General features: G+C 65.0%; 28 protein-coding genes and 1 tRNA gene. 9 read left to right on the forward strand and 20 right to left on the reverse strand.

Going from position 1 to position 25,962, the window contains the following annotated elements:
• Positions 1 to 113: 113 nt before the first annotated feature.
• The 7 genes from H1B27_RS14335 to rpmH all read right to left on the reverse strand — a co-directional run bounded on the left by H1B27_RS14335 (position 114) and on the right by rpmH (position 6,006).
• Positions 114 to 1,100 carry a DUF1036 domain-containing protein gene (locus tag H1B27_RS14335; RefSeq protein WP_197966644.1) on the reverse strand — a complete coding sequence of 329 codons (987 nt, stop codon included), beginning with the start codon at positions 1,098 to 1,100 and terminating at the stop codon, positions 114 to 116.
• Positions 1,101 to 1,294: 194 nt separating this feature from the next.
• Complete coding sequence (argB, locus tag H1B27_RS14340) at positions 1,295 to 2,182, reverse strand: acetylglutamate kinase (protein ID WP_028176345.1); 888 nt, start codon at positions 2,180 to 2,182, stop codon at positions 1,295 to 1,297.
• Between the two features lie 237 nt (positions 2,183 to 2,419).
• Complete coding sequence (locus tag H1B27_RS14345) at positions 2,420 to 2,782, reverse strand: DUF423 domain-containing protein (protein WP_197966496.1); 363 nt, start codon at positions 2,780 to 2,782, stop codon at positions 2,420 to 2,422.
• Positions 2,782 to 3,435 carry a ribosome biogenesis GTP-binding protein YihA/YsxC gene (yihA, locus tag H1B27_RS14350; RefSeq protein ID WP_061879590.1) on the reverse strand — a complete coding sequence of 218 codons (654 nt, stop codon included), beginning with the start codon at positions 3,433 to 3,435 and terminating at the stop codon, positions 2,782 to 2,784. The genes H1B27_RS14345 and yihA overlap by 1 nt, the downstream gene beginning before the upstream one ends.
• A gap of 155 nt (positions 3,436 to 3,590) precedes the next feature.
• Positions 3,591 to 5,441 (reverse strand): membrane protein insertase YidC, encoded by a 1,851-nt coding sequence (yidC, locus tag H1B27_RS14355; RefSeq protein WP_061879589.1) that lies wholly within the window; start codon positions 5,439 to 5,441, stop codon positions 3,591 to 3,593.
• A 16-nt stretch (positions 5,442 to 5,457) separates the two neighbouring features.
• Positions 5,458 to 5,844 (reverse strand): ribonuclease P protein component, encoded by a 387-nt coding sequence (rnpA, locus tag H1B27_RS14360; protein WP_197966497.1) that lies wholly within the window; start codon positions 5,842 to 5,844, stop codon positions 5,458 to 5,460.
• Positions 5,845 to 5,871: 27 nt separating this feature from the next.
• Positions 5,872 to 6,006: a 50S ribosomal protein L34 gene (gene rpmH / locus H1B27_RS14365; protein ID WP_008542748.1), complete on the reverse strand. Its 135-nt coding sequence runs from the start codon at positions 6,004 to 6,006 to the stop codon at positions 5,872 to 5,874.
• 406 nt (positions 6,007 to 6,412) lie between these two features.
• Here rpmH and H1B27_RS14370 point away from each other — a divergent pair, with 406 nt between their 5' ends.
• Positions 6,413 to 7,855 carry an ATP-binding protein gene (locus H1B27_RS14370; protein WP_210343348.1) on the forward strand — a complete coding sequence of 481 codons (1,443 nt, stop codon included), beginning with the start codon at positions 6,413 to 6,415 and terminating at the stop codon, positions 7,853 to 7,855.
• A gap of 316 nt (positions 7,856 to 8,171) precedes the next feature.
• A tRNA-Arg gene (locus H1B27_RS14375) sits at positions 8,172 to 8,248 on the forward strand.
• 116 nt (positions 8,249 to 8,364) lie between these two features.
• On the opposite strand, the gene H1B27_RS14380 is transcribed toward H1B27_RS14375, so the two are convergent.
• The 6 genes from H1B27_RS14380 to H1B27_RS14405 are packed head-to-tail and all read right to left on the reverse strand — an operon-like array spanning position 8,365 to position 12,927.
• Positions 8,365 to 9,174: an ABC transporter ATP-binding protein gene (locus H1B27_RS14380; RefSeq protein WP_197966499.1), complete on the reverse strand. Its 810-nt coding sequence runs from the start codon at positions 9,172 to 9,174 to the stop codon at positions 8,365 to 8,367.
• Entirely contained in the window at positions 9,171 to 9,962 is a 792-nt protein-coding gene (gene rutD, locus H1B27_RS14385) for a pyrimidine utilization protein D (RefSeq protein WP_197966500.1), read from the reverse strand. The genes H1B27_RS14380 and rutD overlap by 4 nt, the downstream gene beginning before the upstream one ends.
• 32 nt (positions 9,963 to 9,994) lie before the next feature.
• Positions 9,995 to 10,792 carry an ABC transporter permease gene (locus tag H1B27_RS14390; RefSeq protein WP_063816662.1) on the reverse strand — a complete coding sequence of 266 codons (798 nt, stop codon included), beginning with the start codon at positions 10,790 to 10,792 and terminating at the stop codon, positions 9,995 to 9,997.
• 1 nt (position 10,793) lies between these two features.
• A complete protein-coding gene (rutC, locus tag H1B27_RS14395; protein ID WP_061879585.1) occupies positions 10,794 to 11,180 on the reverse strand; it encodes a pyrimidine utilization protein C in 387 nt (128 codons plus the stop codon).
• A complete protein-coding gene (gene rutB / locus H1B27_RS14400; protein WP_245312043.1) occupies positions 11,177 to 11,911 on the reverse strand; it encodes a pyrimidine utilization protein B in 735 nt (244 codons plus the stop codon). The genes rutC and rutB overlap by 4 nt, the downstream gene beginning before the upstream one ends.
• A 5-nt stretch (positions 11,912 to 11,916) precedes the next feature.
• Positions 11,917 to 12,927 carry an ABC transporter substrate-binding protein gene (locus H1B27_RS14405; protein WP_197966501.1) on the reverse strand — a complete coding sequence of 337 codons (1,011 nt, stop codon included), beginning with the start codon at positions 12,925 to 12,927 and terminating at the stop codon, positions 11,917 to 11,919.
• Positions 12,928 to 13,069: 142 nt separating this feature from the next.
• Between H1B27_RS14405 and H1B27_RS14410 the strand changes: the two genes are divergently transcribed.
• Both H1B27_RS14410 and queD read left to right on the forward strand, forming a co-directional pair.
• Complete coding sequence (locus tag H1B27_RS14410) at positions 13,070 to 13,987, forward strand: LysR family transcriptional regulator (protein ID WP_131871786.1); 918 nt, start codon at positions 13,070 to 13,072, stop codon at positions 13,985 to 13,987.
• Positions 13,988 to 14,259: 272 nt separating this feature from the next.
• Entirely contained in the window at positions 14,260 to 14,616 is a 357-nt protein-coding gene (queD, locus tag H1B27_RS14415) for a 6-carboxytetrahydropterin synthase QueD (protein WP_061879714.1), read from the forward strand.
• Between the two features lie 14 nt (positions 14,617 to 14,630).
• On the opposite strand, the gene H1B27_RS14420 is transcribed toward queD, so the two are convergent.
• Positions 14,631 to 15,407: an IclR family transcriptional regulator gene (locus H1B27_RS14420; RefSeq protein WP_061879581.1), complete on the reverse strand. Its 777-nt coding sequence runs from the start codon at positions 15,405 to 15,407 to the stop codon at positions 14,631 to 14,633.
• 192 nt (positions 15,408 to 15,599) lie between these two features.
• Between H1B27_RS14420 and H1B27_RS14425 the strand changes: the two genes are divergently transcribed.
• From H1B27_RS14425 to H1B27_RS14435, 3 genes are read left to right on the forward strand one after another with little or no spacing between them, the layout of a single operon-like run.
• The gene (locus tag H1B27_RS14425) at positions 15,600 to 16,391 is read left to right on the forward strand and encodes an enoyl-CoA hydratase/isomerase family protein (RefSeq protein ID WP_197966502.1); all 792 of its coding nucleotides are present in this window, start codon (positions 15,600 to 15,602) and stop codon (positions 16,389 to 16,391) included.
• A 3-nt stretch (positions 16,392 to 16,394) separates the two neighbouring features.
• Positions 16,395 to 18,482, forward strand: coding sequence for an acetate--CoA ligase family protein (locus H1B27_RS14430; protein ID WP_197966503.1), 2,088 nt, complete (start codon positions 16,395 to 16,397; stop codon positions 18,480 to 18,482).
• 22 nt (positions 18,483 to 18,504) lie between these two features.
• The gene (locus H1B27_RS14435; protein WP_197966504.1) at positions 18,505 to 19,530 is read left to right on the forward strand and encodes a tripartite tricarboxylate transporter substrate binding protein; all 1,026 of its coding nucleotides are present in this window, start codon (positions 18,505 to 18,507) and stop codon (positions 19,528 to 19,530) included.
• 53 nt (positions 19,531 to 19,583) lie between these two features.
• Here H1B27_RS14435 and H1B27_RS14440 read toward each other — a convergent pair whose 3' ends face one another.
• The 5 genes from H1B27_RS14440 to H1B27_RS14460 form a co-directional block, all read right to left on the reverse strand.
• A complete protein-coding gene (locus tag H1B27_RS14440; RefSeq protein WP_197966505.1) occupies positions 19,584 to 20,372 on the reverse strand; it encodes a phytanoyl-CoA dioxygenase family protein in 789 nt (262 codons plus the stop codon).
• A 240-nt stretch (positions 20,373 to 20,612) separates the two neighbouring features.
• Positions 20,613 to 20,993, reverse strand: a complete 381-nt coding sequence (locus tag H1B27_RS14445; RefSeq protein WP_194390239.1) for a BA14K family protein — start codon at positions 20,991 to 20,993, stop codon at positions 20,613 to 20,615.
• Between the two features lie 143 nt (positions 20,994 to 21,136).
• Positions 21,137 to 21,550, reverse strand: a complete 414-nt coding sequence (gene rnk, locus H1B27_RS14450; protein WP_061879578.1) for a nucleoside diphosphate kinase regulator — start codon at positions 21,548 to 21,550, stop codon at positions 21,137 to 21,139.
• 10 nt (positions 21,551 to 21,560) lie between these two features.
• The gene (locus H1B27_RS14455; protein ID WP_061879710.1) at positions 21,561 to 22,046 is read right to left on the reverse strand and encodes a GreA/GreB family elongation factor; all 486 of its coding nucleotides are present in this window, start codon (positions 22,044 to 22,046) and stop codon (positions 21,561 to 21,563) included.
• A 273-nt stretch (positions 22,047 to 22,319) separates the two neighbouring features.
• Positions 22,320 to 22,646, reverse strand: coding sequence for an ABM domain-containing protein (locus H1B27_RS14460; RefSeq protein WP_197966506.1), 327 nt, complete (start codon positions 22,644 to 22,646; stop codon positions 22,320 to 22,322).
• A 338-nt stretch (positions 22,647 to 22,984) separates the two neighbouring features.
• Between H1B27_RS14460 and H1B27_RS14465 the strand changes: the two genes are divergently transcribed.
• Positions 22,985 to 23,650 carry a class I SAM-dependent methyltransferase gene (locus H1B27_RS14465; RefSeq protein ID WP_246515419.1) on the forward strand — a complete coding sequence of 222 codons (666 nt, stop codon included), beginning with the start codon at positions 22,985 to 22,987 and terminating at the stop codon, positions 23,648 to 23,650.
• A gap of 13 nt (positions 23,651 to 23,663) precedes the next feature.
• On the forward strand, positions 23,664 to 24,707 hold the full coding sequence (locus H1B27_RS14470; RefSeq protein ID WP_197966508.1) for a zinc-binding dehydrogenase: 1,044 nt from the start codon (positions 23,664 to 23,666) through the stop codon (positions 24,705 to 24,707).
• On the opposite strand, the gene H1B27_RS14475 is transcribed toward H1B27_RS14470, so the two are convergent.
• Positions 24,700 to 25,929: an MFS transporter gene (locus H1B27_RS14475; protein ID WP_197966645.1), complete on the reverse strand. Its 1,230-nt coding sequence runs from the start codon at positions 25,927 to 25,929 to the stop codon at positions 24,700 to 24,702. The genes H1B27_RS14470 and H1B27_RS14475 overlap by 8 nt on opposite strands.
• Positions 25,930 to 25,962 lie beyond the last annotated feature (33 nt).

Here is a 25,962-nt window from a genome sequence, read left to right on the forward strand (position 1 = left end):
AGAAGCGTAGTTGGCATCTCCCGCCATAACCAAAGCCTGTGGTTATGGGTCCCTGCGTTCGCAGGGACGACAGCGGAGATTGTGGCGCGTGCGCGCTCATCGAACCAACACCATCACGGCACCGCGAACCGCAGCGTCTTGCCGCCGCTCGACATGTCCACGGCGCCAAAGCCCGTCGGCGCAAATCCGCGCGCGCCGCAATCGGTCTGCTCGCTGGTCTCGAACTTGGTCTCGCGCGTGCAGAGTTGCCTGTCGCCGCCCCAGTTCAGTGGCCGATCCTTCAGCTTGACGATTCGGTTGTCGGCGTCGACCGCTTCCGCGAAACTGAAGATCTGCTTGGGCTGGCCGGTCACATCGGGGTGCAGGCAGGTCTTGGGATCGATGCGATACCAGCCGCGGCTCGTCACGGACTTGCCGTCATCGGTCGCGATCGCGGCCATCACCTTGTGCGGCGTGTCGTTGCACCAGGTGAGGCCGGTCGCAGAGGGCGTCTGCACGGCCTCGACCATGGTCTTGAACAGGTTCGGCGAGGCCACGACGTCGGACGACAACCCGCGGCTCTTCAGGAAGGCGGCCAGCGCGGCTTGCGTCTTCGGCCCGTCGACGCCATCGATCGGCGCTGCGTCGTAGCCTGCGATCACCAGCAGCCGCTGGATGCCGGCGAGGCGCGCCTGCTCGTCGTCATATTCGGAATCCTCGGCGAGATAGGCCACGAGGTTGCCATCGGCTCCTTGCGTCGGCGTCACTTGCGTGAACGGGACTTGCGTCTGGCCACTGCGGCATTGTCGCGCCGCGGCGATGACGAAATTGTCCTGCGCCACGCACAGCATGTCGCGGCCGCTTTGCGGGATCGGGGAAGCACCGTAGACGCCGAGCGCGCGGGCATTGAGCAGGATGCGGTCGGCCGTCAACGTGCCCTGCACCACCACGCGGCAGGTGGCGGGATCGATCCTGAACCAGCCGCGCGTCGCGGTCGCCGCCTTGTCGTCGATACCGATCGCGGCCTCCACGACATAGGACATGCGGTTGCAGATCTTGAGGTCGGCAAAGGCCGGCGCGGAGGAGAACAGGAACGAGACGGCTGCGGCCGGCAGCGTCATCAGGAGGCGGGTGAGTGGGGAGCGGCGGTGTGGCCTCGGCCTTCGTTCGTCATGCCCGGCCTTGTGCAGGGCATCCACGCTCTTGGCGCGGCAGGAAAGATCGTGGATGGCCGGGCTTTCGCCGCGCCGAAGCGGCTTCTGCCGCGCAGGCGGGACAAGCCCGGTCATGACGGCTCCCTTGGTCCGCTCCCGCATCACTTGTGGATCAGCGTGCCCGTGCCCTGGTTGGTGAAGAGCTCGAGCAGCACCGCGTGTGGCATCTTGCCATCGATGATGACGACGCCCTGCACGCCCTGCTCCAGCGCGTAGATGCAGGTCTCCACCTTCGGGATCATGCCGCCCGAGATGGTGCCGTCGGCGATCAGCTTTCGCGCGTCCTTGACCGAGAGCTGCGGGATCAGCTTCTTCGACTTGTCGAGCACGCCCGGCACGTCGGTGAGCAGCAGCAGGCGCTTGGCCTTCAGCGCGCCCGCGACGGCGCCGGCAAAGGTGTCGGCGTTGATGTTCAGCGTCTGGCCGTCCTGCGAGGTCGCGAGCGGCGCCAGCACCGGGATCAGCTCGTAGCCGATCAGCTGGTTGAGCAGCGTGAGGTCGACCTTCTCCGGGTCGCCGACGAAACCGAGATCGATCGCCTTCTCGATGTTCGAGCCCGGATCGACGATGGTGCGCGTCGTCTTCGACGCCTTCACCATGTTGCCGTCCTTGCCTGACAGCCCGACGGCCTTGCCGCCCGCTTCGTTGATGTAGCCGACGATCTGCTTGTTGACGGAGCCGGCCAGCACCATCTCGACGATCTCGATGGTCGCGGCATCGGTGATGCGCAGGCCGGCGGCGAATTCCGACACGATGCCGAGGCGCTTGAGCATGGTCGCGATCTGCGGGCCGCCGCCATGCACCACCACCGGATTGATCGCAGTCTGCTCCAAGAGCACGATGTCGCGGGCAAAGTTCTTCGCGGTTGCCTCGTCGCCCATGGCATGGCCGCCATATTTGATGACGATGGTTTCCTCGTCATATTGCTGCATGTGCGGCAGCGCTTCGGACAGGATGCGGGCCTGGTCGAGCGGAGAGATGTCGGTCATGTCGCGGTCTCGCTGGCGGGACGGTCGGTGCGCGTTCTATCCGATTGCCGGGCGCGGCGCAAAGTGTGCGTTCTTGCCCTCTCCCCTTGTGGGAGAGGGTGGATCGCCGCGCAACGGCGAGACGGGTGAGAGGTCCTCTCCGCGAGTGACGCTATCGCAGCGGTGGATGCGGAGAGAACCCCTCATCCGGCGCTTCGCGCCACCTTCTCCCACAAGGGAGAAGGAAGAAAGTAGGACCTATTTCTTCACCACCGCCGCCAGCGTCACCGCGAGCCAGCTTGCAATCATCACCGTCCCGCCGGTCGGTGCCGCCATCGGAAACAGCGAATGGCCCGCAAACTGCCGCAAGGTGAGGTCGCCCGCGAACAGCGCGGCGCCGATCACGAAGCCGAACGCCGCAACGAGTCCAATTCCGCCATGCAGAAGGCCGCGCGCGAGCAGCGCGCCGACGGCGAGTATGGCCGTTGCATGAAACAGCAGCATCGCGCTCGCCGATGCCAGCCGGCTCGCATCGGCACCATGGGCGGAGGCCGCGGCCAGCGCGACGCCGGCGGCGCCCATCAATCCGGCAAGCCCGATCAGGAGGCGATGGGCCACCATTACTTGCTCCGCTCTTCCAACAGCTTCGCCATCGCGGCGCGCAAGCTCTCCATGCCGGTCGAACTGCGTGAGGAGGTCGCGAGCACGGTCGGAAACGCGGCCGGGTGCTTGGCCAGCGCAGCCTCGGTCTCGGCGATGCGCGCCTGCAGCTCGGCGGCCTTCACCTGGTCTGTCTTGGTCAGCACGATCTGGTAGCTGACGGCGGAACGGTCGAGCGTCCCAAGCACGTCGAGATCGACGTCCTTGAGGCCGTGCCGCGCGTCGACCAGCACATAGACGCGCGCCAGCGAGGCGCGGCCGAGCAGGAATTTGTGGATCAGCTCGGTCCAGGACGCGACCTGGCTCTTCGGCGCCTTGGCATAGCCGTAGCCGGGCATGTCGACGAGGCGCAGGTCGCTTTTCCCGGGCACCTCGAAGAAGATCAGCTCCTGAGTGCGGCCCGGCGTATGCGAGGTCCGCGCCAAGCCGTTGCGCCCCGTCAGCGCGTTGATCAGGCTGGACTTGCCGACGTTGGAGCGGCCGGCAAAGGCGATCTCCAGCCCCGCCATCGGCGGCAGCGTGGCGATCGAGGGCGAGGCCCAGATGAACTGCCAGTCGCGGGCAAACAGCTTTCGCCCGGCTTCGATCAGCTTCGCATCTTTGTCATCGGTCATGCGAAGCCTCTATCCTTTCGTCATGGCCGGGCTTGTCCCGGCCATCCACGTCTTGTTACTGGGCGAGCTTCCAAAACGTGGATGCCCGGGACGAGCCCGGGCATGACGATGTGGAGGCTCTTGCGCCCGCATGACGGGGCGCGATCGTGAGGGACCTACGTCGCCTTCCGCGCGAACGTCGCCTTGAGATTGTCGAACAGCTCCACCTTCACGCCGTTGCGGCGCATGATGTAGCTTTGCTGGATCACCGAGAGCAGATTGTTCCAGGCCCAGTAGATCACGAGGCCCGCCGGGAAGCCCGCCAGCATGAAGGTGAAGATCAGCGGCATCCAGTTGAAGATGAGCTGCTGCGTCGGATCCGGCGGCGTCGGGTTCAGCTTCATCTGGAACCACATCGTGATGCCCATGATGATCGGCCAGATGCCGAGCGCGAGGTAATGGCCGAACACGGGAATCGTGGTCGGATCGAACGGGAGCAGCCCGAACAGGTTGAACAAATTGGTCGGATCCGGCGCCGAGAGGTCCTTGATCCAGCCGTAGAACTTCGCGTGCCGCATCTCGATGGTGACGAACAGCACCTTGTAGAGCGAGAAGAACACCGGGATCTGGATCAGCACGGGAAGACAGCCGGCGACCGGATTGATCTTCTCCTTGCGGTAGATCTCCATCATCTCCTGCTGCTGCTTCACCTTGTCGTCGGGATAGCGCTCCTTCAGCGCCAGAAGCTGCGGCTGGATCGACTTCATCTTCGCCATCGAGGCGTAGGATTTGTTCGCCAGCGGGAAGAACAGCAGCTTCACGATCACGGTGACGAGCAGGATCGAGATGCCGAAATTGCCGAAGAAGCGGAAGAAGAAGTCGAGGCCGAGGAACATCGGCTTGGTGAGGAAGTAGAACCAGCCCCAGTCGATCAGCAGATCGAAATGGTTGAGGCCGAGCTCCTTGTTGTAGCCGCCGAGCCCGGCGAACGGGAACACGCCGACGACGCCGGCTTCCTTGGCGCCGGCGAACAGCCGCGCGTTTGCCGTGCCGGTGCCGCCGATGGGGACGGTGACGGGATCGAGCAGGTAGTCGGTCTGGTAGGTGTGGACGTTGCCGACCGGGTTCGACGAGAAGCGCGCTTGGAGCTGGGCATTGGTGTCCGGCAGCAGCGCCGAGGCCCAGTACTTGTCGGTGATGCCGAGCCAGCCATTGGTGGCCTTGAAGTTCACCGCCTTGGCTTCGTCGATCTTCTTGTAGGCGTATTCCTGCAGGCCGTGGTCGCCGAGATAGCCGATCAGGCCTTCATGCAGGATGTAATAGCCCGACACCTGCGGCGCGCCGTGGCGCGAGATCAGCGCGAACGGATAGAGCGTGACCGGCGCGTTGCCGACATTGCTCACCTCGTCCTTGACGGTGAAGAGATAATGGTCGTCGACCGCAATGGTGCGGCGGAAGGTGAGGCCCTCGCCGTTGTCCCACTTCAGCACCACCGGCGTCGTCGGCGTCAGGCTGCCGCTGCCGTCCTGCTGCCAGACGGTCTGGGCATCGGGCATCTTCGCCGTCACGCCCGTCGCCGCCACCCAGCCGAACTCGGCGTAGTAGGGCTCCGCCGTGCCCGAGGGCGAATAGAGGACGATCGGCGGCGACTTCGGGTCGACCGTTTCGCGGAATTGCACCAGCGCGATGTCGTCGATCCGGCCGCCCTTCAGCGAGATGCTGCCGGCGATGCGCGGGGTCTCGATCTTCACGCGCGGACCGGCTGCAATGGCGGCCTCGCGGGCGACGACCGGCTGGCCCTGCTGGCCCGCGCCCGGTGTCGCCGGCTGGGTCACGCTGCCCGGCTGCGGCGCGGTGCCGGGAGTCGCCGAGGCCGTCGGCTGCGGCGTGGATTTCTGAAGCTCGGTCTGCGCCTGCTGCTGGGCGCGCTGCTTCTCCATCTGCGGCACGTTGTAGAAATACTGCCAGGCGATCAGCACAAGGCCGGACAGAATGACGGCCAGGATGGTATTGCGATTATCGGTCATCTCGAATGTCTCGTCATCAATCCGGTTTGCGGATGGCAGCGGGAGCGGGGCCGGGCCTCTGGCCGCGCGCTTTGGCCGTATGCCGCGCGGGCTTCGTGAACGCTATGCGCAGATCGTCGAGCATGGTGGCGAAGTCGCGCGAGAGCGCGTCCCTTCGTCCGACTAGCACATAGTCATGATGAGGCTGCATCGACACCGGGTCGAGCCGCTTCACCAATTCGCGAAGCCGGCGCCGGATGCGATTGCGCTCGGGGGCGTTGCCGTTCTTTTTGGTGACGGTGAAGCCGATCCGGATCGGACCAAAGTCATCGCGGCGACGGCTTTGCAGGACGAACGCGGGACTATTCACCCGCGCGCCATTGGCAACGGCGAGGAAATCCGCCCGCTGCCTCAGCCGATCCATGATGAAATCCCAAAAAGGGGGTCCGGCTCAGGCGCTCAGACGCTTGCGGCCGCGGGCGCGGCGGGCGGCGAGGACCTTGCGACCGCCGGCAGTGGCGAGGCGGGCGCGGAAGCCGTGACGGCGCTTGCGCACCAGTTTGCTGGGTTGATAAGTCCGCTTCACGGGTTTTTCTCCGCTGACCGGGCAATTTGCCTGTAGAATTGATGGTAAAGTCCGGAAGATGCGGCCCAAAACGGGCCCTTTCCGGCCCTTAGAGAGCCGCTCCCGGTGTTGCACCGGGTCATCGCGGACAATTTGCGCGGCTTATAAGGGAGCGTCTTCTTTTCGTCAACGCCGCACAAGCGCGCGATTCCAGTGAATATCGCTGTTTGTGCGAGGTTTTTAACCCTTGAGGTGGCGACTCGCGATATCAGCACTTACATCCCACCTTGGTAGATTAGCGATCCGTAATTTGACCGGACTCCGGGCGGGCCGCATCCTCCATCCGCCAAGGCCAACAGGGGCGAATTTCGTGGTAGCCACAGATCGCCAGCCGATCCAGGATCTGGATCAGCCGGAGCAGCCGGCGATGCGCCCCCGCGGGACGCGCGGGCTCGGGCTGTCTGGCAAGCTGCTGCTGCTGACCATTCCCCTGGTGATGATCGCCGCGGTGCTGCTCTATGTGCCGGCCATCGCCAACTTCTGGGTCAACCGGCTGAACGACCGCGTTGCGGCGGCCAATACGGCGGCGCTGGTGCTGGATGCGGCGCCGCTCGGCATGGTTCCCGATTCGCTGTCGCGCCAGATCCTGAAAAGCATCAATGCCCGTGCCGTCGCCATCAAGATGGGCCAGCAGCGCCGTCTGCTCGCCAGCGACAACATCCCGTCCGCCCTCGAGCATGACATCGACCTGCGCGACATGACGGCCTGGGAGGCGATCACCGGCTCGTTCCGGATGATGCTGGAGACCGGGAACCAGGCCATCCGCATCGTCGGACCCGGGGTCGGCAATGCCCAGTTCATCGAGATCGTCACCGACGAGCTGCCGCTGCGGCAGCAGATGTACCGCTTCTCCCGCAACCTCGTGGTGGTCGCGCTGATCATCGCGGTGCTGACGGCGGGCCTCGTCTATCTCGCGCTCCATTATCTCTTCGTGCGGCCGATGCGGCGGCTGACGGCGAGCCTGGTCGGCTTCCATGAGAACCCGGAGAGTTCGGCCGGGATCATCGTGCCGAGCCAGCGCAGCGATGAGATCGGGGTGGCCGAGCGCGAATTGTCGGACATGCAGCGCGACCTGATGTCGATGCTGCATCAGAAGAGCCGGCTCGCCGCCCTCGGCCTCGCCGTCTCCAAGATCAATCACGATCTGCGCAATCTGCTCGCCTCGGCCCAGCTCCTGTCGGACCAGCTCGCCAGCGTGCCGGATCCGCGGGTGCAGCGCTTTGCGCCCAAGCTCGTGCGCTCGCTCGAACGCGCCATCGCCTTCTGCCAGTCGACATTGTCCTACGGCCGCGCCCAGGAGGCCGCGCCCGACCGCCGCATGATCCTGATCGAGCCGGTCGTGCTCGAGGTGCGCGAGACCGCGGGGCTCGCCAACGATGCCTCGATCGCCTGGGTCGCCGCGATCGAGCGCGGGCTGGCGGTGGATGCCGATCCTGACCAGTTGTTCCGCGTCTTGCTCAACCTCGTCCGCAACGCCGCCCAGGCGCTCGAAAGCCACGCATCGGGTGAGGGCCGCGTCCAGCAGATCCGGATCATCGGTAAGCGCGAAGGCGCCGTCGCGATCATCGAGGTCTCCGACACCGGCCCCGGCGTCCCCCAGAAGACCCGGGAGCACCTGTTCGAGGCCTTCCAGACCTCCGGCCGCCCCGGCGGCAGCGGCCTTGGCCTCGCCATCGCAGCCGAGTTGGTGCGCGCCCATGGCGGCGACATCCACCTGGTCGAAGGCACCATCGGCGCCACCTTCCGGATCGTCATCCCCGATCGCCCCGTGGAACTGCTCTCCATCCGCAACGAGCGGCAGAGGGCGTAGTCGGCCAGAGGCCGAGCGAACGAGCGGGGCGATCTCCATTCCTTCCGTCATTCCGGGACGACCCGAAGGGTCGGGTCCGGAATCCATAACCCCGGCTGGTGGTTATGGATTCTCAGGTGCGCAATTGCGCACCATAGCTCGCGACTTCGTCGCGCCCCGGAATGACGAACAGAGGTGCGGAAATGCCCCAAAATACCGGCGAGCCGGACCTTGCCAATCGGGACAAGAGCGGTTAGTCAGAGCGCTCTTTCGCACTCCTCCCGGTCCTCCGGGAGCTGCGTCGCGGGTCATGCCCGCTATCGCTGTTTGCGAAGATGCGCCCGTAGCTCAGCTGGATAGAGCATCAGACTACGAATCTGAGGGTCGGACGTTCGAATCGTTCCGGGCGCGCCATTTTCGGCCATTCAGTGCAGAACAGCGTACAATTCCTCGCGCTGAGCCTTTTGCCCATTGAAGGCCACACCGTTCAGGGCCCGAGTGGCCCGGCCCGACATAGGGGTAGGCTCGCCTCACGCGACGCCGGCAGGCTTCTCCAGGTCGGCCCAGATCTCAGCAAAATAGTGCTGGAACGCTGTATCGGTGCGCAGCGCGGCGGGATCGCGGCCCTCCCGCGGCAACTCGATCACGTGTAGCGCGCGCACCGTGGCGGGCCGTGCGCTCAGCACCAGCACGCGGTCGGCCATGGCGATGGCTTCGCCGATATCGTGAGTGACGAGGATCGCGCTCTTGCCGCGCTCGGCGATGATGCGGGAGACGTCGGCCTGCATCAGCAGGCGCGTCTGGAAGTCGAGCGCCGAGAACGGCTCGTCGAGCAGGATCACTTCGGGATCGAAGGCGAGCGTGCGCATGATGGCGACGCGTTGGCGCATGCCGCCGGAGAGCGCCGCGGGCTTGGCCTGTTCGAAGCCGGCGAGGCCATAGGTCTTGATCAGCCCCAGTGCGATCTCGCGCGCGCGCGACTTCGGCGTTTTGCGGATCTCCAGCCCCAGCATGACGTTGTCGAGCACGCTGCGCCACGGCAGCAGCAGATCCTTCTGCAGCATGTAGCCGACATGGCCCGCGGCATCGTCGACGCGGCGGCCACCGACCTCGACATGGCCTCGGGTCGGCCGCAGCAGGCCGGCGATGGCGTTGAACAGCGTGGACTTGCCGCAGCCGGAGGGGCCGACGATCGCGAGCGTCTCGCCGCGGCGCAGCTCGAAATCCACCTTGCGGATCGCCTCGACCGGACGGCCGGTGCCTTCGAAGGTGACGCCGACATTCTCGGCGCGCAGCACGATCGGCTCCGAGCCTGCAATATTCTGCGCGAGCGCGTTCATCGGTCCACCTCCCTGCAGAAGTCGAGCAGCGTGTCGTTGAAGATATTCGGTGTGACCACGCTGAAGGCATGCGCCCCCCAACCCACCTCGTGCACGCGCGCGCCGGGAATGGAAGCGGCGAGTTCGCGGGTGAGATAGGCCGGCACCAGCGCGTCGTCCTTTGCGGACGACAGCAGCGTAGGTACGTTGATCTCCTTGAGGCGCCGGCCGCCCTCGAATGCCAGGAACATGTCGATGCGCTGGTTCATCGTCGCGACGGCGGGGAAGTGTTTCAGGATGCGTTCTTCCTCCGCGTCGAGATGGGCGATGTTCTCGGAGATCCATTGCGGCGGATAGAGGAACAGCGGCTGCGCGCGCACATAGGCTTGCGGTCCGGACTGGTTGAGCAGCGCTTTCCGGATCTCGAAGCAGCGCCGCAGGAACGGATCGGCGCGGCCCCAGCCGTTGACGATGGTGAGGCTGCGCAGGCGTTTCGGCTGACGCAGCGCCAGCTCGATGCCGACAATGCCGCCGATGGCGTGGCCGACGACATGCGCGGCATCGACGTTTGCATGGTCGAGCACGCTGGCGATGTCGTCGGCCATGCCGGCGATGCTGCGATCGCTTCGTGCGCTGCGGCCGGTGCCGACGTGATCGTAGAGAATGACCTGATGGCGCTCGGTGAGCGCATCCAGCTGCGGCGCCCAGAACGAGCCGCTGCCGCCCATGCCGACCGAGAGCAAAACCGGCGTACCGTGCCCGTGAACTTCGTAATAGATCTCGGCATCCTTGCTGCGTGCAAAAGCCATGACGTCCCAGCTATTGAGTGATGAGTTTCGGATCAGGACAGCAGGCGCCGCTCGATCAGGTCGATCGCGGCGTACATCAGCAGCGCCACCGCCATCAGCGCCGCGATGCCCACCCACACCGCGTTGAGGTCGTAGAGCACGCCGGCATAGTAGATCATGTAACCGAGGCCCTCTTTCGAGGCGATGTACTCGCCGACGACGGCGCCGATCAGGGCAAAGCCGACATTGAGGCGGAAGGCCGCGACGATCCACGGCATCGCGCCGGGCACGATCACGGTGCGCCAGGTCTTCCAGCGCGAAGCGCCAAGCGAGCGCAGCAGCTTGACGAGATCGGCGTCGACCTCCTTGGCTCCCTGGAGTGCGGTGATGACCGCGACGATGAAGGTGATGATCGCCGCGATCGCGATCTTCGAGGAGAGGCCGATGCCGAACCAGACGATGATCAGCGGTGCCAGCGCGATTTTCGGCAGGCCGTTGAGCGCGATCAGGTACGGCCGCAGCACCGCCGCGCCGGTCGGGAACAGCCATAGCGACAATCCCGCAGCGCTGCCGAGCACCGTGCCGATCAGGAAACCGGCGATGGCTTCCCATGCGGTGAGCCCGGCGTCGCGTAGCAACTCGCCACTGGCGATGAGCTTGCCCGCCTTCGCGATGATGCCGCTCGGCTGGCCGTAGAGATAGACGGCGATGAAGCCGAGGCGGATCGCAAGCTCCCACGCCGCCAGCAGTGCGACCAATAGTGCGATCTGGAGCAGCGCGATCCGGGCTGCGGTGGGCAGCTTGAACCGCGCGCCTGTCACTGCGGCCTGGCCTGCATCGAGCACGGCCACCTCACGCCCTCTTGTGCGCGATCGAGGCGATCTCGACGAGGCAGGCGGGCTTCACGAGGCCGCACTGGATGCAGTACCGCGCCGGCTTCTCGCCGGGAAAATATTCGGCATAGACCTTGTTGACCGCCGCATAGTTCGCCCAGTCGGTGATGAAGATCGAGTTGAAGGTGACGTCGGCCAGGCTCGCGCCTGCCGCCTCCAGTACGCGCTTGATGGTCTCGAGGATATGCCGGGTCTGGCCGGCGGCATCCCCTTCATGGACGACGTCGTTGTTCGAATCGAACGCCAGCGTGCCCGAGACGTAGATGACGTTGTCGGCCATCATGCCCGGCGAGTACGGGGCGATGGGCGCGTGGGTGCCCGGCGGAATGATGGCGCGGTCGGTCATGGCGTATCCTCTTTTGCTGGAGCGGCTTCGGTCTGGGCAAAGGCGCGGCGGAAATCGCTCGCGGACGAGACCCAGCCGAAGAAGGTCTCGATGTTGAAGATTGAGGCTTTCTGGATGTAGTCGGGACCGGCCTGGTGCGTTGCGTCCTCCAGCATCACGCCGAAATATTCGAGATGGAAGCCGTCGCGCAGCGTCGATTCCACGCAGACATTGGTGGCGATGCCGCAGAACACGAGGTTGCGGATGCCGCGGGCGCGCAAGATGCTGTCGAACTGGCTGTTGAAAAAGCCGCTATAGCGCGTCTTCGGCACCACGATGTCGCCGGGCTTGGGTTGCAGCTCGTCGACCAGCGCATAGTCCCAGCCGCCCTTGGCGAGCAGCCTGCCTTGCAGCTCGGGCCGTTTGCGCATCGTCTTCAGCGCGTTCGACTTGTGCCAGTTCGGCGAGCCCGGCCCGCCGGCCTCGACATAGTCGGCGTCCCAGCCGTTCTGGAAGAAGATCACGGGAACGCCGGCGCCCCGCGCGACCGCCACCACGTCCTGGATCGCCGTGATCGCGGCCTTGGCGCCGGAGATGTCGAAGCCGGCGAGGTCGAGATAGCCGTTCGGCGAGGCATAGGCGTTCTGCATGTCGACGACGACCACGGCCGTCTCGTCGACCGCGAGCCGGAGCGGCTCGGGCCGCGCCGGGAGCGTGACAAAGCGCTGCTCGCGCGCGTCGGAGGTGTTCACGATCATCACGCGAGACCGAACTGCCTGGTCGCCTGCTCGGCGAAGCGGTTATCGACCATCTGCGTATAGGGGAGTGCGGATTGCACTGCGCCGCCGCCTTGCTCGAGCCGCATCGCGCGGTCCCACTCGTCGGCGGAGATGGTCGGGTTGCGCGGGATCGCGGTCTTCGAGCCGAAGAAGTTCTTCGTTGCGCTGGCGACGACAGATGGTGTGACCTTCGTGAAGTATTTTTCGGCGACCTCGGTGAAAACAGCGTTGTTCTCGTGCATCAGCTTCTGCGCTTCTGCGATCGCATTGCAAAAGCCTTGGATGGCGGCCGGGTTGCTCGCGATCGTCTCTTCCGTCGCCATCGCGGTGGTAAAGCAGAGCGATCCCAGCGCATCGGCGAAGGACAGCACCGGCACGAGGCCGAACTGCTCGGCGGCGATGCTGACGTCCCATTCGAAGGCGGTAGCGATGTCGGCGCGGCCGTCCTTCACCGCGGCGGCCTGCGCGCCCGGCGGCAGTTCGAGGAACGTGACGCCGGCCTCCTTCGGATCGAACTTACCGATGGTCTTGATCGCATAGGTCGGCACCTGGATCGTCGAAGAGGGGAATTTCAGCGTCGCGATGGTCTTGCCGCGGAGATCCTCGATCGTCCTGATCTTGCTGTCGGGTTTCGCAATGCCCCACATCGACACGCCGCCGACGATCTTGGCGATGTTCTTGATCTTGCCGCCCTCGCGCACTGCATTCACCGACATGCCCGGGCTGGTCACCCCGATTTGGCCGCGCCCTGAAAGCAGAATCGGCACCGGCAGCGCGATGCCGCCGGCGGTGGAGAGGTCGGCATCGAGGCCATGCTTGGCGAACAGTCCCTTGTCAGCCGCGACGTAAAGCGAGTTGTACATGCCGAGCCGCAGCGCTTCGGTGATTGCCACTTTGCCGGCTGCGAAGGTCGGGGTGGAGAGGCCGGCCAGTGGCGCCGTTGCCGCGCCCAGCAGCGAGTATTTCATGAGGTCGCGTCGGTTGATCACGTCCCAATCCTTTTGCTTGTTGGAACAGTGGGTTAGTTCCCATTGTGCCCAATTTCTGATCGTTCCCGGTCTTCGCACAAAATCCTTGCACTGGAGATTTTCATTAGCAATTGGGAATAGAGAGATATATTTATAAGCAAACATGATAGATCAGCTCGACCTGAAGCAGCTCCGCGTTTTCGTCCGCGTTGTCGAGACCGGCAGCTTCAGCGCCGCGGCACGGTCGCTCGGCATGTCGCAATCCGCTGTCAGCCAGTTGGTGCGCCAGCTGGAAGACGGCCTGCGCGTGCGGCTGCTCGACCGCACCACGCGAAGGCTTCAGCTCAGCAAGGTCGGCGCGGACTTCATGCCGGGCATTCAGCGCCTGCTCGCCGATCTCGATCGACAGCTTCAGGATCTGCGCGATTTGCGCGAACATCGCCGCGGTCACGTCACGGTGGCCTGCGTGCCGTCGGTCGCGCTGCGGCTGATGCCGCGCGTGCTCGCCGCGTTCCAGCGCGAACATCCGATGGTCGCGGTGACGTTGAAGGAGATCTCGCGGCATCAGATCTTCGCTGCGCTGCGCGGCGGCGACGTCGATCTTGGCATTGCCAACGTCCCGGGCGACGATCCCGAGCTCGATGCTTCACGACTGCTCGTCGACAATTTCGCGCTGGTGATGCGCCGCGACCATCCGCTCGCCGCGCGGGACGCCGTAAGCTGGGCGGAAGCCTCGAAGGCCGGCCTCGTCGTGATGGCATCGGGCACCGGAATCCGGCTCGAGATCGAGCGCGGCGTCGCCGATCTCGGTCAGGGCATGCCGATCCACGAGGCCGAGCATCCGGCGACGCTGCTGGCGCTGGTCGAGGCCGGCGTCGGCGTCGCACCGTTGCCGAGTCTCGCTTGGCCCGAGGCCAGCCATCCCGTGCTCACCTGGCGCAAGCTGGTCGAGCCCGTGATCGAGCGCGAGCTCTATCTGATCTGGCGCATCGGCCGCGATCTCTCGCCTGCCGCGCGCGCGCTCCAGCGCGGCATTCTTTCCGGGGCTCAGGAGATTCGCGAGCGTACGGTCTCCGGCTGATGACAGTCACGAACAACATCGGTCGACGCTCTTCCTTCCTCCACGGTAACCGTCGAATCCAAAGAGGTTGAAAAGCCGAACGCTTATGTGCTTAGTCCTTTCTGACGGTGACGAGTCGATGCAAAATCAATGATTTAGCCTCAGATCGCGTGTCTGAGGGGCGGACGTTCGGATCGTTCCGGGTGCGCCATTCTTCGACGGAAGGTCAGGCAAGGCAGCATCTGGTCGCCAGACCGGGCCGAGACCGGATGGTCACGCCGTGTGAGGAGCTGATGAGGATATCGCAGGCGTTCAAATTCGAGGCGGCGCATCGGCTGCCAAACGTGCCCGAGACGCACCGGTGCAGCCGGCTGCATGGCCATTCCTATCGGGTCGAGGTCCAGCTGGACGGTCCCGTAGACCCGCACACCGGCTTCGTTGCGGACTTCTTCGATATCGAAAAGTGCTTCGCCGACATCATGGGCACGCTGGACCACCAATGCCTGAACGAGGTCGAAGGCCTCGAGAACCCGACCGCCGAGAATATCGCGGTCTGGATCTGGGATCGGTTGAAGCCGGGCCTTGCGCAGCTGTCAGCGGTCCGGGTCTATGAAACGGCGGACTGCTGGGCCGAATATCAGGGGCGGTGACGACGGCCCTTGTTTCAACGTCCCGCCAGCACCTCCTTGCACTTCGCCGCGAAGGCGTTGAGGTAAGCGCCGAGTTCGCTCGCCAGCGCATCGGACCGGTCAACGTTCTGCAGGCTCATGTTGAGTGCGTAGACCGGCAACCCGTCGAGCACGATCGGCGTCGCGACGGCGAGCACGGCGGGTTGCCACGACACGGCGCAATAGCCGCCGCGTTCGACGGCGCTGATCGATCTCCTGACCTCTGCGAGCAGCGCTCTGGTGGCCGCCGCGCTGCGCCGCTTGAATAGTTTCAGCAATCGCTCGCGCTCGCTCTCGGCAAGGCCGGCGAGGTAAGCGCGACCCAGCGACGTCAACTCCATCGGGACCTGCTGGCCGGCGACCACGTTGCGCAGCGCCGCGCGCGGGCTGTAGCGGATCGACTCCAAATACACCATCATGGTTCGATCCGCGGTAGCCAACCCGACGTTCAGCCGGCGTTTCGCCGATTCGGCCCGCATCATCGGTCCGATCGCGTTGAGCACCGGTGATCCCGTCCGCATCGCGTGGCCGATGCTGATGACGGACGCCGCAAGCCGGTAGGTCCGTTCGGTGCGGATCTCGTCGAGCATCCCGGAATTGACGAGCGTTCGCGTCAGCCGGCTGACCGTCGATCGCGGCAAGCCGCATCGCTCCGCGATCTCGCCGTTGCCCAGCGTGTCGATGCCGGGCCGGAACGCCCGGAGGATCTCGATGCCCCGTTCGAGCGACCGGTTGCCATCGACCCCGCCCGCATATCTGCGCATCTGCGCCATCTCCCACCTCCGCGGCCATTTCCACTAAGTGGAATTAAGGGAGTGTTCCGGCGGGGGCAAGCCGCTATCAGCTTGGGCAAGAATGCCCGGCCGCGCTGGGGCTCGACGAGGAAACCGCACGGCCCGAACAGACATTCGACATCCGCGATGCGCGTCGCGGTGATCGATCCGACGCCGACCAAGGAGCCTGCTATGTCCCCTCAGCTCATCGAATTCTCCGTCGAGGCCGGTGTCGCGACGATCGCCTTCAACCGCCCGGAACGGCGCAATGCGATGAGCGATGAGATGCGCGCCGAGTTCACCGGCGCGCTCGAAACCGTCGCTCGCGACAAGGCGATCAAGGCTCTGGTGCTGACCGGGCGCGGCAACGCCTTCTGTGCCGGCGGCGACATCAGCGGAATGAAGCGCCGGCTCGAGGCGCCGCAGGGCGAAGTCGCATTCAACGGCTGGAGCCGTCAGCAGGGCGTGCATCACGTGCAGTCGTTGCTGCTGGGCCTGCCGAAGCCGACGATCGCCGCCGTCAACGGCGCCGCGGCGGGCCTCGGTGCGGATACCGCGCTGGCCTGCGACTTCGTCATGGGCACGGAACGCTCGAAATTCACCTGGTCCTACATCAAGCGCGGTTTGATACCCGACGGCGGCGGGCTGTATTTCCTGCCGCGTCGGGTCGGCCTTCCCAAGGCCAAGGAGCTGATCTTCACCGGCCGCCTCGTCGAGGCCGACGAAGCGCTCGCGCTCGGCATCGTCGATCGCAAGGTGGACTCGGCCGAGCTCCTGCCGGCCGCGCAGGCCTGGGCGGCCGAACTGGCTGAGGGATCTCCCACCGCGCTGGCGCTGAGCAAGAAGATCCTGAATGAGACGTTCGAGCATTCCGCGCACGACATCTTCAATCTCGGCAGCCAGGCGCAGGCCATTTGCTATACCAGCGCGGAGCATCGCGATGCGGTGACGGCGTTCCTCGCGCAATCCGCATCGAAGGATTGAGCGATGGACGCGATCGAACGCCTGATCCGGCCGCGCAGCATCGCCGTCATCGGTGCTTCCGCCGACCCGAGCAAGACCTCGGGGCGACCGGTGTCCTATCTCCAGAAGCATGGCTTCGCGGGTGCGATCTATCCCGTCAATCCCAAGGTCGGAGGGATCGGCGGTCTGACCTGCTACCCCGACGTTGCTGCGCTGCCCGATGTGCCTGACGTCGGCCTCGTTCTGCTCGGCGCCGAACGTGCGCACATCGCGGTGCGTGAATTGTCAGAGCGCGGGGCGGCCGCGGCGATCGTTCTTGCCAGTGGCTTCACCGAAACCGGGGCTGAAGGCGCCGCGCGCCAGCAGCAGCTCCTGCAAGCCGCCGGCTCGATGCGGATCCTCGGGCCGAATACGATCGGCCTCGTCAATCTCACCGATAACATCGTGTTGTCGGCGTCGGGCGCCCTGGCGATGGATGACTTCCCGGCGGGATCCATCGGATTGGTTTCGCAAAGCGGCGGCATCCTCGGATCCCTGCTGTCGCGCGCCGCGGCGCGCGGGATCGGGCTGTCCAAGCTGGTGTCGACCAGCAACGAAGCCGATCTCGAGCTCTCCGACTTCATCGACTTCCTCGCCGATGACGATGCGACCAGGGTCATTGCGCTCTATATCGAGGCGATCCGCAATCCGCTTCGTTTTCGCGAGTCGGTCCTTCGGGCGCGCCGCGCCGGCAAGCCCATCGTCGCCTTCAAGATCGGGCGATCGGAGGCGGGCGCACTGGCGGCCGTCTCGCACACCGGCGCGCTGGCCGGCTCCGACCGCATGTACGACGCCTTGTTCAGGCAACTCGGCGTGATCCGCGCCAGGACGTTCGAAGACCTGCTCGATATTCCCGCAGCCCTTGGCGCGGGGCGGAAGCTCTCCGGCCGGCGTGTGGCGATCCTCACCTCGACCGGCGGCGCCGGCACGATCGTGTCCGACAGTCTCGGCGTTGCCGGCTTTGCAACCCCGGCTCCCGACACTGAGACGGCCGCGCAATTGCGCGCCCTGCAGTCCGGCTCGCATGCCAATCTCGATCGCAACCCGATCGACGTGACCCTGGCCGGTCTGCAGCCGGATCTGCTGCGCGCCGCGATCCGCATCCTGCTCGCAAGTCCGTCCTACGATGCGCTGGTCGTGATTGCCGGTTCGTCGGCCGTGGGATCGCCGGCCCTGATCGCCGATGCCATCCACGATTGCCTGTCGCTGAGCGACAAGCCCGTCATTGCCTATGTCAGTCCCCACGCGCCCGAGGTGGTGTCCGTCCTCTCCCGGCGCGGTGTCCCCGCCTACACCTCCGCCGAGAGCTGTGCTGCGGCGCTCGACGGGCTTTTGCGCGCCGGAATGCCGGAACAGGTCCAGACATCCACCTCGCCCCTGACGGCGGCCGACATCAGCGACGTCCCGGCTGGAGCGCTCGACGAAGCACAGGCCAAGGCGCTGTTCGCCCGCTTTGGGATTTCTGTCGCGGCAGAGAAGGTGGTCGCAATGGCGAGCGAAGCGGAGCAGGCGGCGCGTGATCTCGGTGGCCGGGTCGTGCTCAAGATTCTCTCGCGCGAGATCGCGCACAAGAGCGACGTCGGCGGCGTCGCGATCAACCTGACCGCCGAGACGATCGGCGACCGCTTGACGGCGATGGCAGATGAGGTCCAGTCCAGGACCGGACAGCGGCCCGACCAATTCCTGGTTCAGGAGATGATTTCAGGCGGCGTCGAAATCATACTCGGAATGCATCGCGATGCCCTGGGAACGGCGATCCTCCTCGGAATGGGCGGCGTTGCGGCCGAGCTGTTCAAGGACACGACGATGCGTCTGCTTCCGCCGGAAGGCGGTCTCGGTCTGTCCGAGGCTCGAGCGATGGCGCGCAATCTCGTGACCTGGCCGTTGCTGGACGGTTTTCGGGGCCGGCCGAAATGCGATGTCGAAGCGCTCGCGGAAGCGGTCGTCGCGTTCTCGCGCATGGTCGCGCAACTCGGTGATCGTCTCGCGGAGGCCGAGATCAATCCGGTGTTCGTGCTGCCGGCGGGTCTGGGCGTGAGGGCGGCAGACGGATTGGTTGTTCTCAATGTCTGAACAAAGTGGGATGGAGCTGCAGATGGCGAGTAGCGGAATCATCAATCACGACGGCGCGCGCGGAAAGGATGTCGCCGTGCGGCGACGGCTCGATCCCGCCATCCTCGCCTGTGCGGTCGTCGCGGCGCTCGCAGTGACGCCGGCGCGCGCCGAATATCCGGAGAAAATCGTCAAGATCGTTGTGCCCTTCGCGGCCGGCGGCGGGACCGACATCATCGCGCGTACCACAGCGCAGGAAGTCCAGACGGACCTCGGCAAGTCCGTCATCATCGAGAACAAGCCGGGCGCCGGGACCATCATCGGAACCCAGACGGTGGCGACGAGTGAGCCCGACGGTTATTCGCTGCTGATGGCGACTTTCGCGCACGCGGTCAATCCGAGCCTGTACAACAAGCTGCCGTTCGATCCGCACAAGGATTTCGCGGCGATCTCGCTGATCGCGCGATCCTTCAACATCGTCGTCGTCAACCCGGCATCCAAGTTCAACTCGATCTCCGACTTGATCACCGAAGCGAAGGCCAATCCCGGCAAGCTCAATTTCGGGACGTTCGGCACCGGCACCTCGGCCCATCTCGCGGGCGAGCTGTTCGATGCGATGGCGAAGGTCAAGATGACGGCGGTGCCCTACAAGGGCGCGGCGCCCGCGATCAGCGATCTCCTGGGTGGACAGATCGACGTGATGTTCACCACCGTGGCGAGCGCGGCCTCGCTGGTGGCCGCGGGTCAGCTCCGGGCGTTGGCCGTCACGTCCGCCGAGCGTTCGGCGGCGTTTCCGCAATTGCCCACGGTCGCCGAGGCCGGAGTGCCCGGCTATGCCGCCGAGTCCTGGTACGGCTTGTACGCGCCGGCCGGGACGCCAGCTCCGGTGATTGCGCGTCTGAATCAGGCGATCGCCAAGGCGGTTCAGTCCGGTGCCTTCAAGAAGCTGGAGGCGAACGAAGGCCTCATCATGGTCGGCAGCGCCCCGGAAGAGCTCGATCGCTATGTCGGCCGGGAGGAGGAGCGCTGGCGCAAGCTGATCAAGGACGCGAACATCGAAGTGCAATAGTTATCCGGGACCGTCCGAAGCGCAATGCTCCAGCGGTCCCGAACGTTGTCCGACTAGGCCAGCCCGCAGGCCCGCCGGATCGCGGTCTGAACCGGCGAAGGCGGCAACGCCGGATCAAATTCGCCCTTCGGCAACAGCGGAGGCTGTGCCATGAAGCGCGGCCGTTTCCCGCGATGAGGTTGCGCGGCATGAACCAGGAACGGATGGCACAGATAGACGCTGCCTGCCGCGCCGGTCGCCAGTTCAACCTCGCAACCCGCCGTCGAGGCGTAGTTCTCGGCAGAGAGCTGCCGGAGCGTCGCGCCTGCCTCGCCGTAGGGCAGCAACTCCCGCGCGATGGCAGCGTGCGAGCCCTTCCGGATCCTCGTGGGTGCATCGTCCGGGCCAACATCCGAGAACAGGAAGAGCATCAGCAATGCGCGTCCCCTGCTCTTCACGTTGGCACGCCATTCCATGAAATCCGGATCGGTGGTGCCGAAGCTCATGTCCACGTGCCAGCCATCATCACCAGGGGATTCGGCCGAGGGAAAGCGGATCGGAAAGGTCCCGAGGCCGCTCGGCGCAAGCCAGCGCCCTTCGCCCACGAGTTGATCGTAGGCTCGGTGCAGGGGCGGCGCATTCGCGGCTTCAATGAAGGGGGGCGAAGCCTTGGATCCCACCCGGACAACGGGCTGCGCCCAGTTTTCGGGGTGGTCCGGCGACAGGCCAATATCCGCCCACAGCTCGTCCCTGCATTGCTCTGCAAGCCGGGTGCTGAAGGCATTCTCGATCTTGACGAAACCGTCGTTGATGAAGTTCTGGACCTGACGGGGCGTCAGTCCAACCTGTTCGGTCTTGGGCATTGCACATTCTCCGCTCGGCCACCGCATCAAGCGCAGCCGATTTGCTCTGATTGGCGCAGATGCGCCGGAACGACTTTCTGCCGTTCAGATCAGCGGGAAGAATGTGGACGTGAACATCATGATCGAAACGTATAGCGCGGCGGAGCGCGGAATCAAGACACGTCCGCCGCTGGGCGAGTGCATGCCGAGTGTCGGCAGCCTCTCGCTGTGCGATGAGGCTGCCGCAAGCTCATGCGCGCGTCACGGGCAAGGGTGGCGCAGACCGTCGTTGCCCAGATAGGTCCCCGAGCCGGGATCGTAGGAGCGATAGCGCTGCGCACAGTAGGAGGCGGCATTGGATTGAGCCTGGCTGTTGGCGATTGCGCCGCCGATGATCGCGCCCGCTGCGAGGCCGCCGAGTACGGCTGCGCCGGTGCCGTAATGGCCGTGATGGTGCCTGTGGCCGTAGCCATGCCTATATCCGTATCCATGTCCGTACCCATGCCGGTACTGCACCTGCTGCACGCCTGAGTCGGGACCGGGATTGCCGATCGGCAGCGGTGCCGCGAGCACCGGCGAGGCAGCCGTCGAGAGCATCGCTCCGGCAGCCGCAAGGACGACGAAAGTCTTACGCATTGTCATGTCGCGCTCCATTTTTGCTGAGGATGCAACGGCGGCCTACCCGCTAAGTTCCGTCGACGCGGAGCCAACAAGGTGCTGGCTGCGAGTTTCGGAACACTCTGCAGAACGACGCGGCTGTCTGTCCTCGCCCACTTGCATATCTCTCATTCGGAGACGGCGAGAACGGTCAGCCCCCTGGTGCGTTTGTCGGGCGTTTCAAATTCGATCGACTGTCCGACTGACAGGCCGATCAGGGCCGCTCCGACAGGCGTCAGGATCGAGATCCGACTGAGTTCGATGTCGGCTTCATGCGGATAGACCAGCGCGATCTTCCGGCTCGCCCCCGTCTCGTCATCGCGATAGGTCACCTCGGAGCCCATCCTGACCACGCCGCGCAAATCGTTCTCTTCTGTGACCGTCGCGCGTTCCAGTTCGCGAGCCAGAAACTGAGCGACACGCGGGAACAGATCCATGGTCGAATTCGCCAGCGAACCGAGACGTCGCGATTCGTCTTCTGCAATCTTGATTGGCGGCAACGCCGGCTTTTCTCGCCGAATCTCGGCTTCGAAGTTGCGCATTCGATTTCTCCTATGCTGCAGTTGGTCCGGGATCGTCGTCGAGCGGCTTGCTGCGCCGACGCGCTTGGAGGAATGGGACCACGTTTGGACTCGGCTGGGTGACTTTCTGGACCCTGACGACGTTCAGGCTGCCGGCGACGAAGTATGGCATTTGATCTCCGACCTGCAGTCCGATCAAAGCTGCTCCCAACGGCGACAGGACCGAAATACGGGCGAGGTCAGACCGACACTCCTCTGGCCAGACCACTTGCACGGTGCGACGCGGAACGTCCCCATTCGTGCAATAGGTGACCCATGATCCGACGACCACGAGCGAACGGACGGCGTCCCTGTCGTCCGGCACGATGTCGGCGCGATTGATCTCACCCAAGAGGAAGATCCCGTCCAGATCACCCTTTCGGGCGGCAATGCGAGCAAGTTGTTCGAGCCGCGGATAGTCCGATCCGATGAGCGCGATGGTTGGAAGAGGCAGCACGGCACACTCCTTCTGCTTCAATACGATCTCGCAGGTGGAGATCACGAAAGCTGGAAAAGAGCCCGGACGGCGCGAACACCGCCCGGCTAACCGCCTGCTTGGAGGCGGCCGGCGTGAAGACCAAAACGCGCGGTGCGCGTATCTATGTCGACGACATATGCCATGACACACTGACTATAGTGATTCATTCCGCTGGAAGCATTGCGGCGAAACCGCACAGCCGCGAACGATGAATCCTCGCCGCAGGCCGTCATTTGACGGCGACCTTTGCTTCAGTTTCTGCAGTTCGGCCCTTCACCGCAGGCCCCGCTCATCGATCAGAATGCGGTGGATCTCGATGCGTTCCGGCAGCTCGATCAGGAATTCCGCGTCGCGCGCGAGATGATGGACCTTGGTCGGCTCGCCCCTGGTGAAGGCCGTCATGGCCTCGATGTCCGGCCAATAGGAGATGGTCGTGAACCAGGTCTCCCCGGCACGGTCCTCGCGCAACTGCTGCACGCCGAGTGCGGTCTTCAACAGCGGCGGAATGCCCTCGGCCTGCAGATAGGCCTGGTAGGCGTCAGCGAGGTCGCGGCGGGTCCGGCCGCGCCAGATGCGGGCGATGGTCGGTTTGGTCGGCATGGTGGCCTCCCTTGCGGCAATGACGAATATCCTGAGCGCGGGATCGGCAATCCCTCTCTTCAGCAAGAACGCGATGTTCGCATTCTGGTTGCATGCGCTTCGACGTCATGTTTTCCGGCGGCCGCACCGGGAGCCTGGTGCCGGTCGCCCGCGATCTGCCGCAGCGTCTCCGTGTTCGGCGGCGGATCGGCGGCGCCACCGCGGCATGATTCGCCGGTCATTGATCTGAAACAATGACGGCGCGCGGGCCAGATGCTAGGGCGAGTCGCAGATCACGGCGCAAGGCTCCCCAGGCCAGTACAAGTCAATCTCCGTGCGTGATGGAATCCGAGGGCTCGATGGGACGACTACTGAATATTGTGACGCCGCTGCACACGGCGACCAAGCGCGACTTCATGGCCCGCATGAACGACGAGAAGATCGCCTGCTCGCTGAAAGCGCGGGAATACGAGGCTGATTACTGGGATGGCGACCGCCGCTTCGGCTATGGCGGCTACCGCTTCATCGAGGGGCGCTGGGCGCCGGTCGCCAAGGCGCTGATCGAGACCTACGGTCTGAAGGATGGGTCGAGCGTGCTCGATGTCGGCTGCGGCAAGGGCTTCCTGCTCTACGAGATGCAGAAGATCCTGCCCGGCTTGAAGGTCGTCGGCTTCGATATCTCCCGGCACGGTCTCGAACATGCGCACGAGCGGGTGAAACCGTACCTCTTCAACTATCGCGCCCAGGACGTCTATCCCTATGGCGACGACAGTTTCGATCTCGTCATCTCGCTGGGCACCCTGCACAATCTCAGGCTGTATGAGCTCGAGGCGGCGGTCAAGGAGATCGAGCGGGTCGGGAAGAACAAGTACATCATGGTCGAGGGCTACCGGAACGTCACGGAGCTGCACAATCTCGAATGCTGGGCGCTGACGGCGGAGTCCATTCTGCATACGTCGGAATGGATCTGGCTGTACGGCAAGCTCGGCTACACCGGCGATTACGAATTCATCTATTTCGAGTGACCGGGCGCTGCTGATGGATATCAAGACTGCCAAGGCGGCAATCCTCGTCGAATCCGGCAAGCCGCTGGTCGTCGACGAGTTCACCCTCCCTGATACGCTCGAGCACGGCCAGGTGCTTGCGCATGTGCACACCTCGAGCATCTGCGGCGCGCAGATCAACGAGATCGACGCCGTCAAAGGCGCCGACAAGTTCCTGCCGCATCTGTTGGGGCATGAGGCGCTGGCGACCATCGTCGAAACCGGCCCCGGCGTCGTCTCCTGCAAGCAGGGCGACACCGTCGTTATGCACTGGCGGCCGGGCAAGGGCATCCAGTCCAACACACCGGTCTATTCCTGGCGCGGCAAGCGCCTCAATGCCGGCTGGGTCACCACCTTCAACGAATATGCCGTGGTGTCGGAGAATCGCGTCACGCCCGTTCCAGCCTCGATCGATCGCACCAGCGCGCCGCTGCTCGGCTGCGCGGTGACAACCGCGCTCGGCGTCGTCAACAACGATGCGCAGATCGCCATCGGCGAAGCCGTCGTGGTGTTCGGCGTCGGCGGCGTCGGATTGAACATCGTGCAATTCGCCGCGATGGTCGGTGCCTGGCCCGTGATCGCGATCGACCGCCTCGACAACAAGCTGGCGATGGCGAAGGATTTCGGCGCCACCCACACCATCAACTCCGAGGCGGTGAAGGATGTGGCCGCCGCGGTTCGCTCCATCACGGGGGCCGACGGACCCGACAAGGTCGTCGAGACCACCGGCGTCAAGACCTTGATCGAGCTCGCCTACGAGATCACGGCGAAGAAAGGCCGCTGCATCCTTGTCGGTGTTCCCCGCGAGAAGGCTGAAATCTACACGCTGCCCCTGCACTTCGAGAAGGTGCTGAAGGGCTCGGAAGGCGGGCAATGCCAGCCCGCGCGCGATATCCCGCGCCTGGTTCGCCTGAGCGATGCCGGCAAGGTGAGCTACCGCGGCATCGTGACCCACGAGTTCGCGCTGGATGACATCAACGACGCGCTGGACCTGATGCGCAGCGGCACATCGGGACGGATCCTGCTCAACATCAGCTGAGCGCTGCGCTCGCCGCGCACGCGCCGGCAGCATGCCGGCGCTGGCGCTCCAGCAGCCAGGCTGCGATCGCCATGTTCACGATATTCCAGGCGATGCCGTTGACCAGCGCGGAAGCGTAGGAGCCGGTCCAGTCGTAGATCGCGCCGGCCATCCAGCCTCCCAGCGCCATGCCGGCGAGAGTGACCGAGATGGCGAGGCTGACGCGAAAGCCGGCCTCTCGCGCCGGGAACAGCTCACGGATGATCACGGCATAGCTCGGCACGATGCCGCCCTGCGCCAGGCCGAAAACAGCGGAAATCACGTAAAGCGAGACCAGGCCGTCGAACGGCAGATAGAGCGCGAGTGCCACGGCCTGCATCGCCGAGCCCAGCAGCAAGGTCGGCAGGCCGCCGATGAGGTTCAACACCCAGCCGAAGATCAGCCGGCTCGCGACGCCAAAGCCGAGCATGACCGCCAGCATCTCGGCGCCGCGCGCAGCGCCGTAGCCGAGGTCGCCGCAATAGGCGACCAGGTGCACCTGCGGCATCGACATGGCGACGCAGCAGCACATCCCGGCAAGGGCGAGCAGGCCCTGCGTGGCCCCCGGAGACAGGCCTATGGCCTGCATCGTGTTGCCCTTGCTCGCCGTTGCCGGCGTCGCCTTGTGGAAGACCGGCCGTCGCAGCAGAACCAGGGAGAGCGGCAGCATCGTTGCGAGGCAGAACAGGCCGATGCCGATATGGGTCTGCCGCCAGCCGTGTGCGGCGATGGCATGCTGGACGACGGGCGGCCAAACCACTCCGGCCAGGGAACTGCCGGCCGTCGCAAGGGAAACGGCGAGGCCGCGATGCCTGTCGAACCACAGCGAGGCGTCGGCCACCAGGGGCGCGAAGCTCGCCGCGCCGCCGAGGCCGATCGTGAGGCCGCAGATCAGCGCGAAGACCGACAGGTTGGGCGCGAAGGCCGTGAGCACGTAGCCCAGGCTCATCAGGATCGTGCCGCCGGCCAGGGGCGGCAGGATGCCGAAGCGATCCGCCAGGCGGCCGACGACGATGCCGCCGGTCATGAAGCCGATGATGGCGAGCGTGTAGGGCAAGGTCGCCTCGGCGCGAGGCGCATCGAAATCGGCCTGCACCGCCGGCAAGGCGACGACCAGGGACCACATCCCGACGCAGCCCAATGTACTGAGGATGATGGAGGCGGCGAGACGAATCCAGGAATAGGAGTTTTCGATCGACGGCATGTCAGGCGGCACTGGGGCAGGTTTCCTCGGGCT

It is taken from the genome of Bradyrhizobium diversitatis, from assembly GCF_016031635.1.
Taxonomy (GTDB): domain Bacteria; phylum Pseudomonadota; class Alphaproteobacteria; order Rhizobiales; family Xanthobacteraceae; genus Bradyrhizobium; species Bradyrhizobium diversitatis.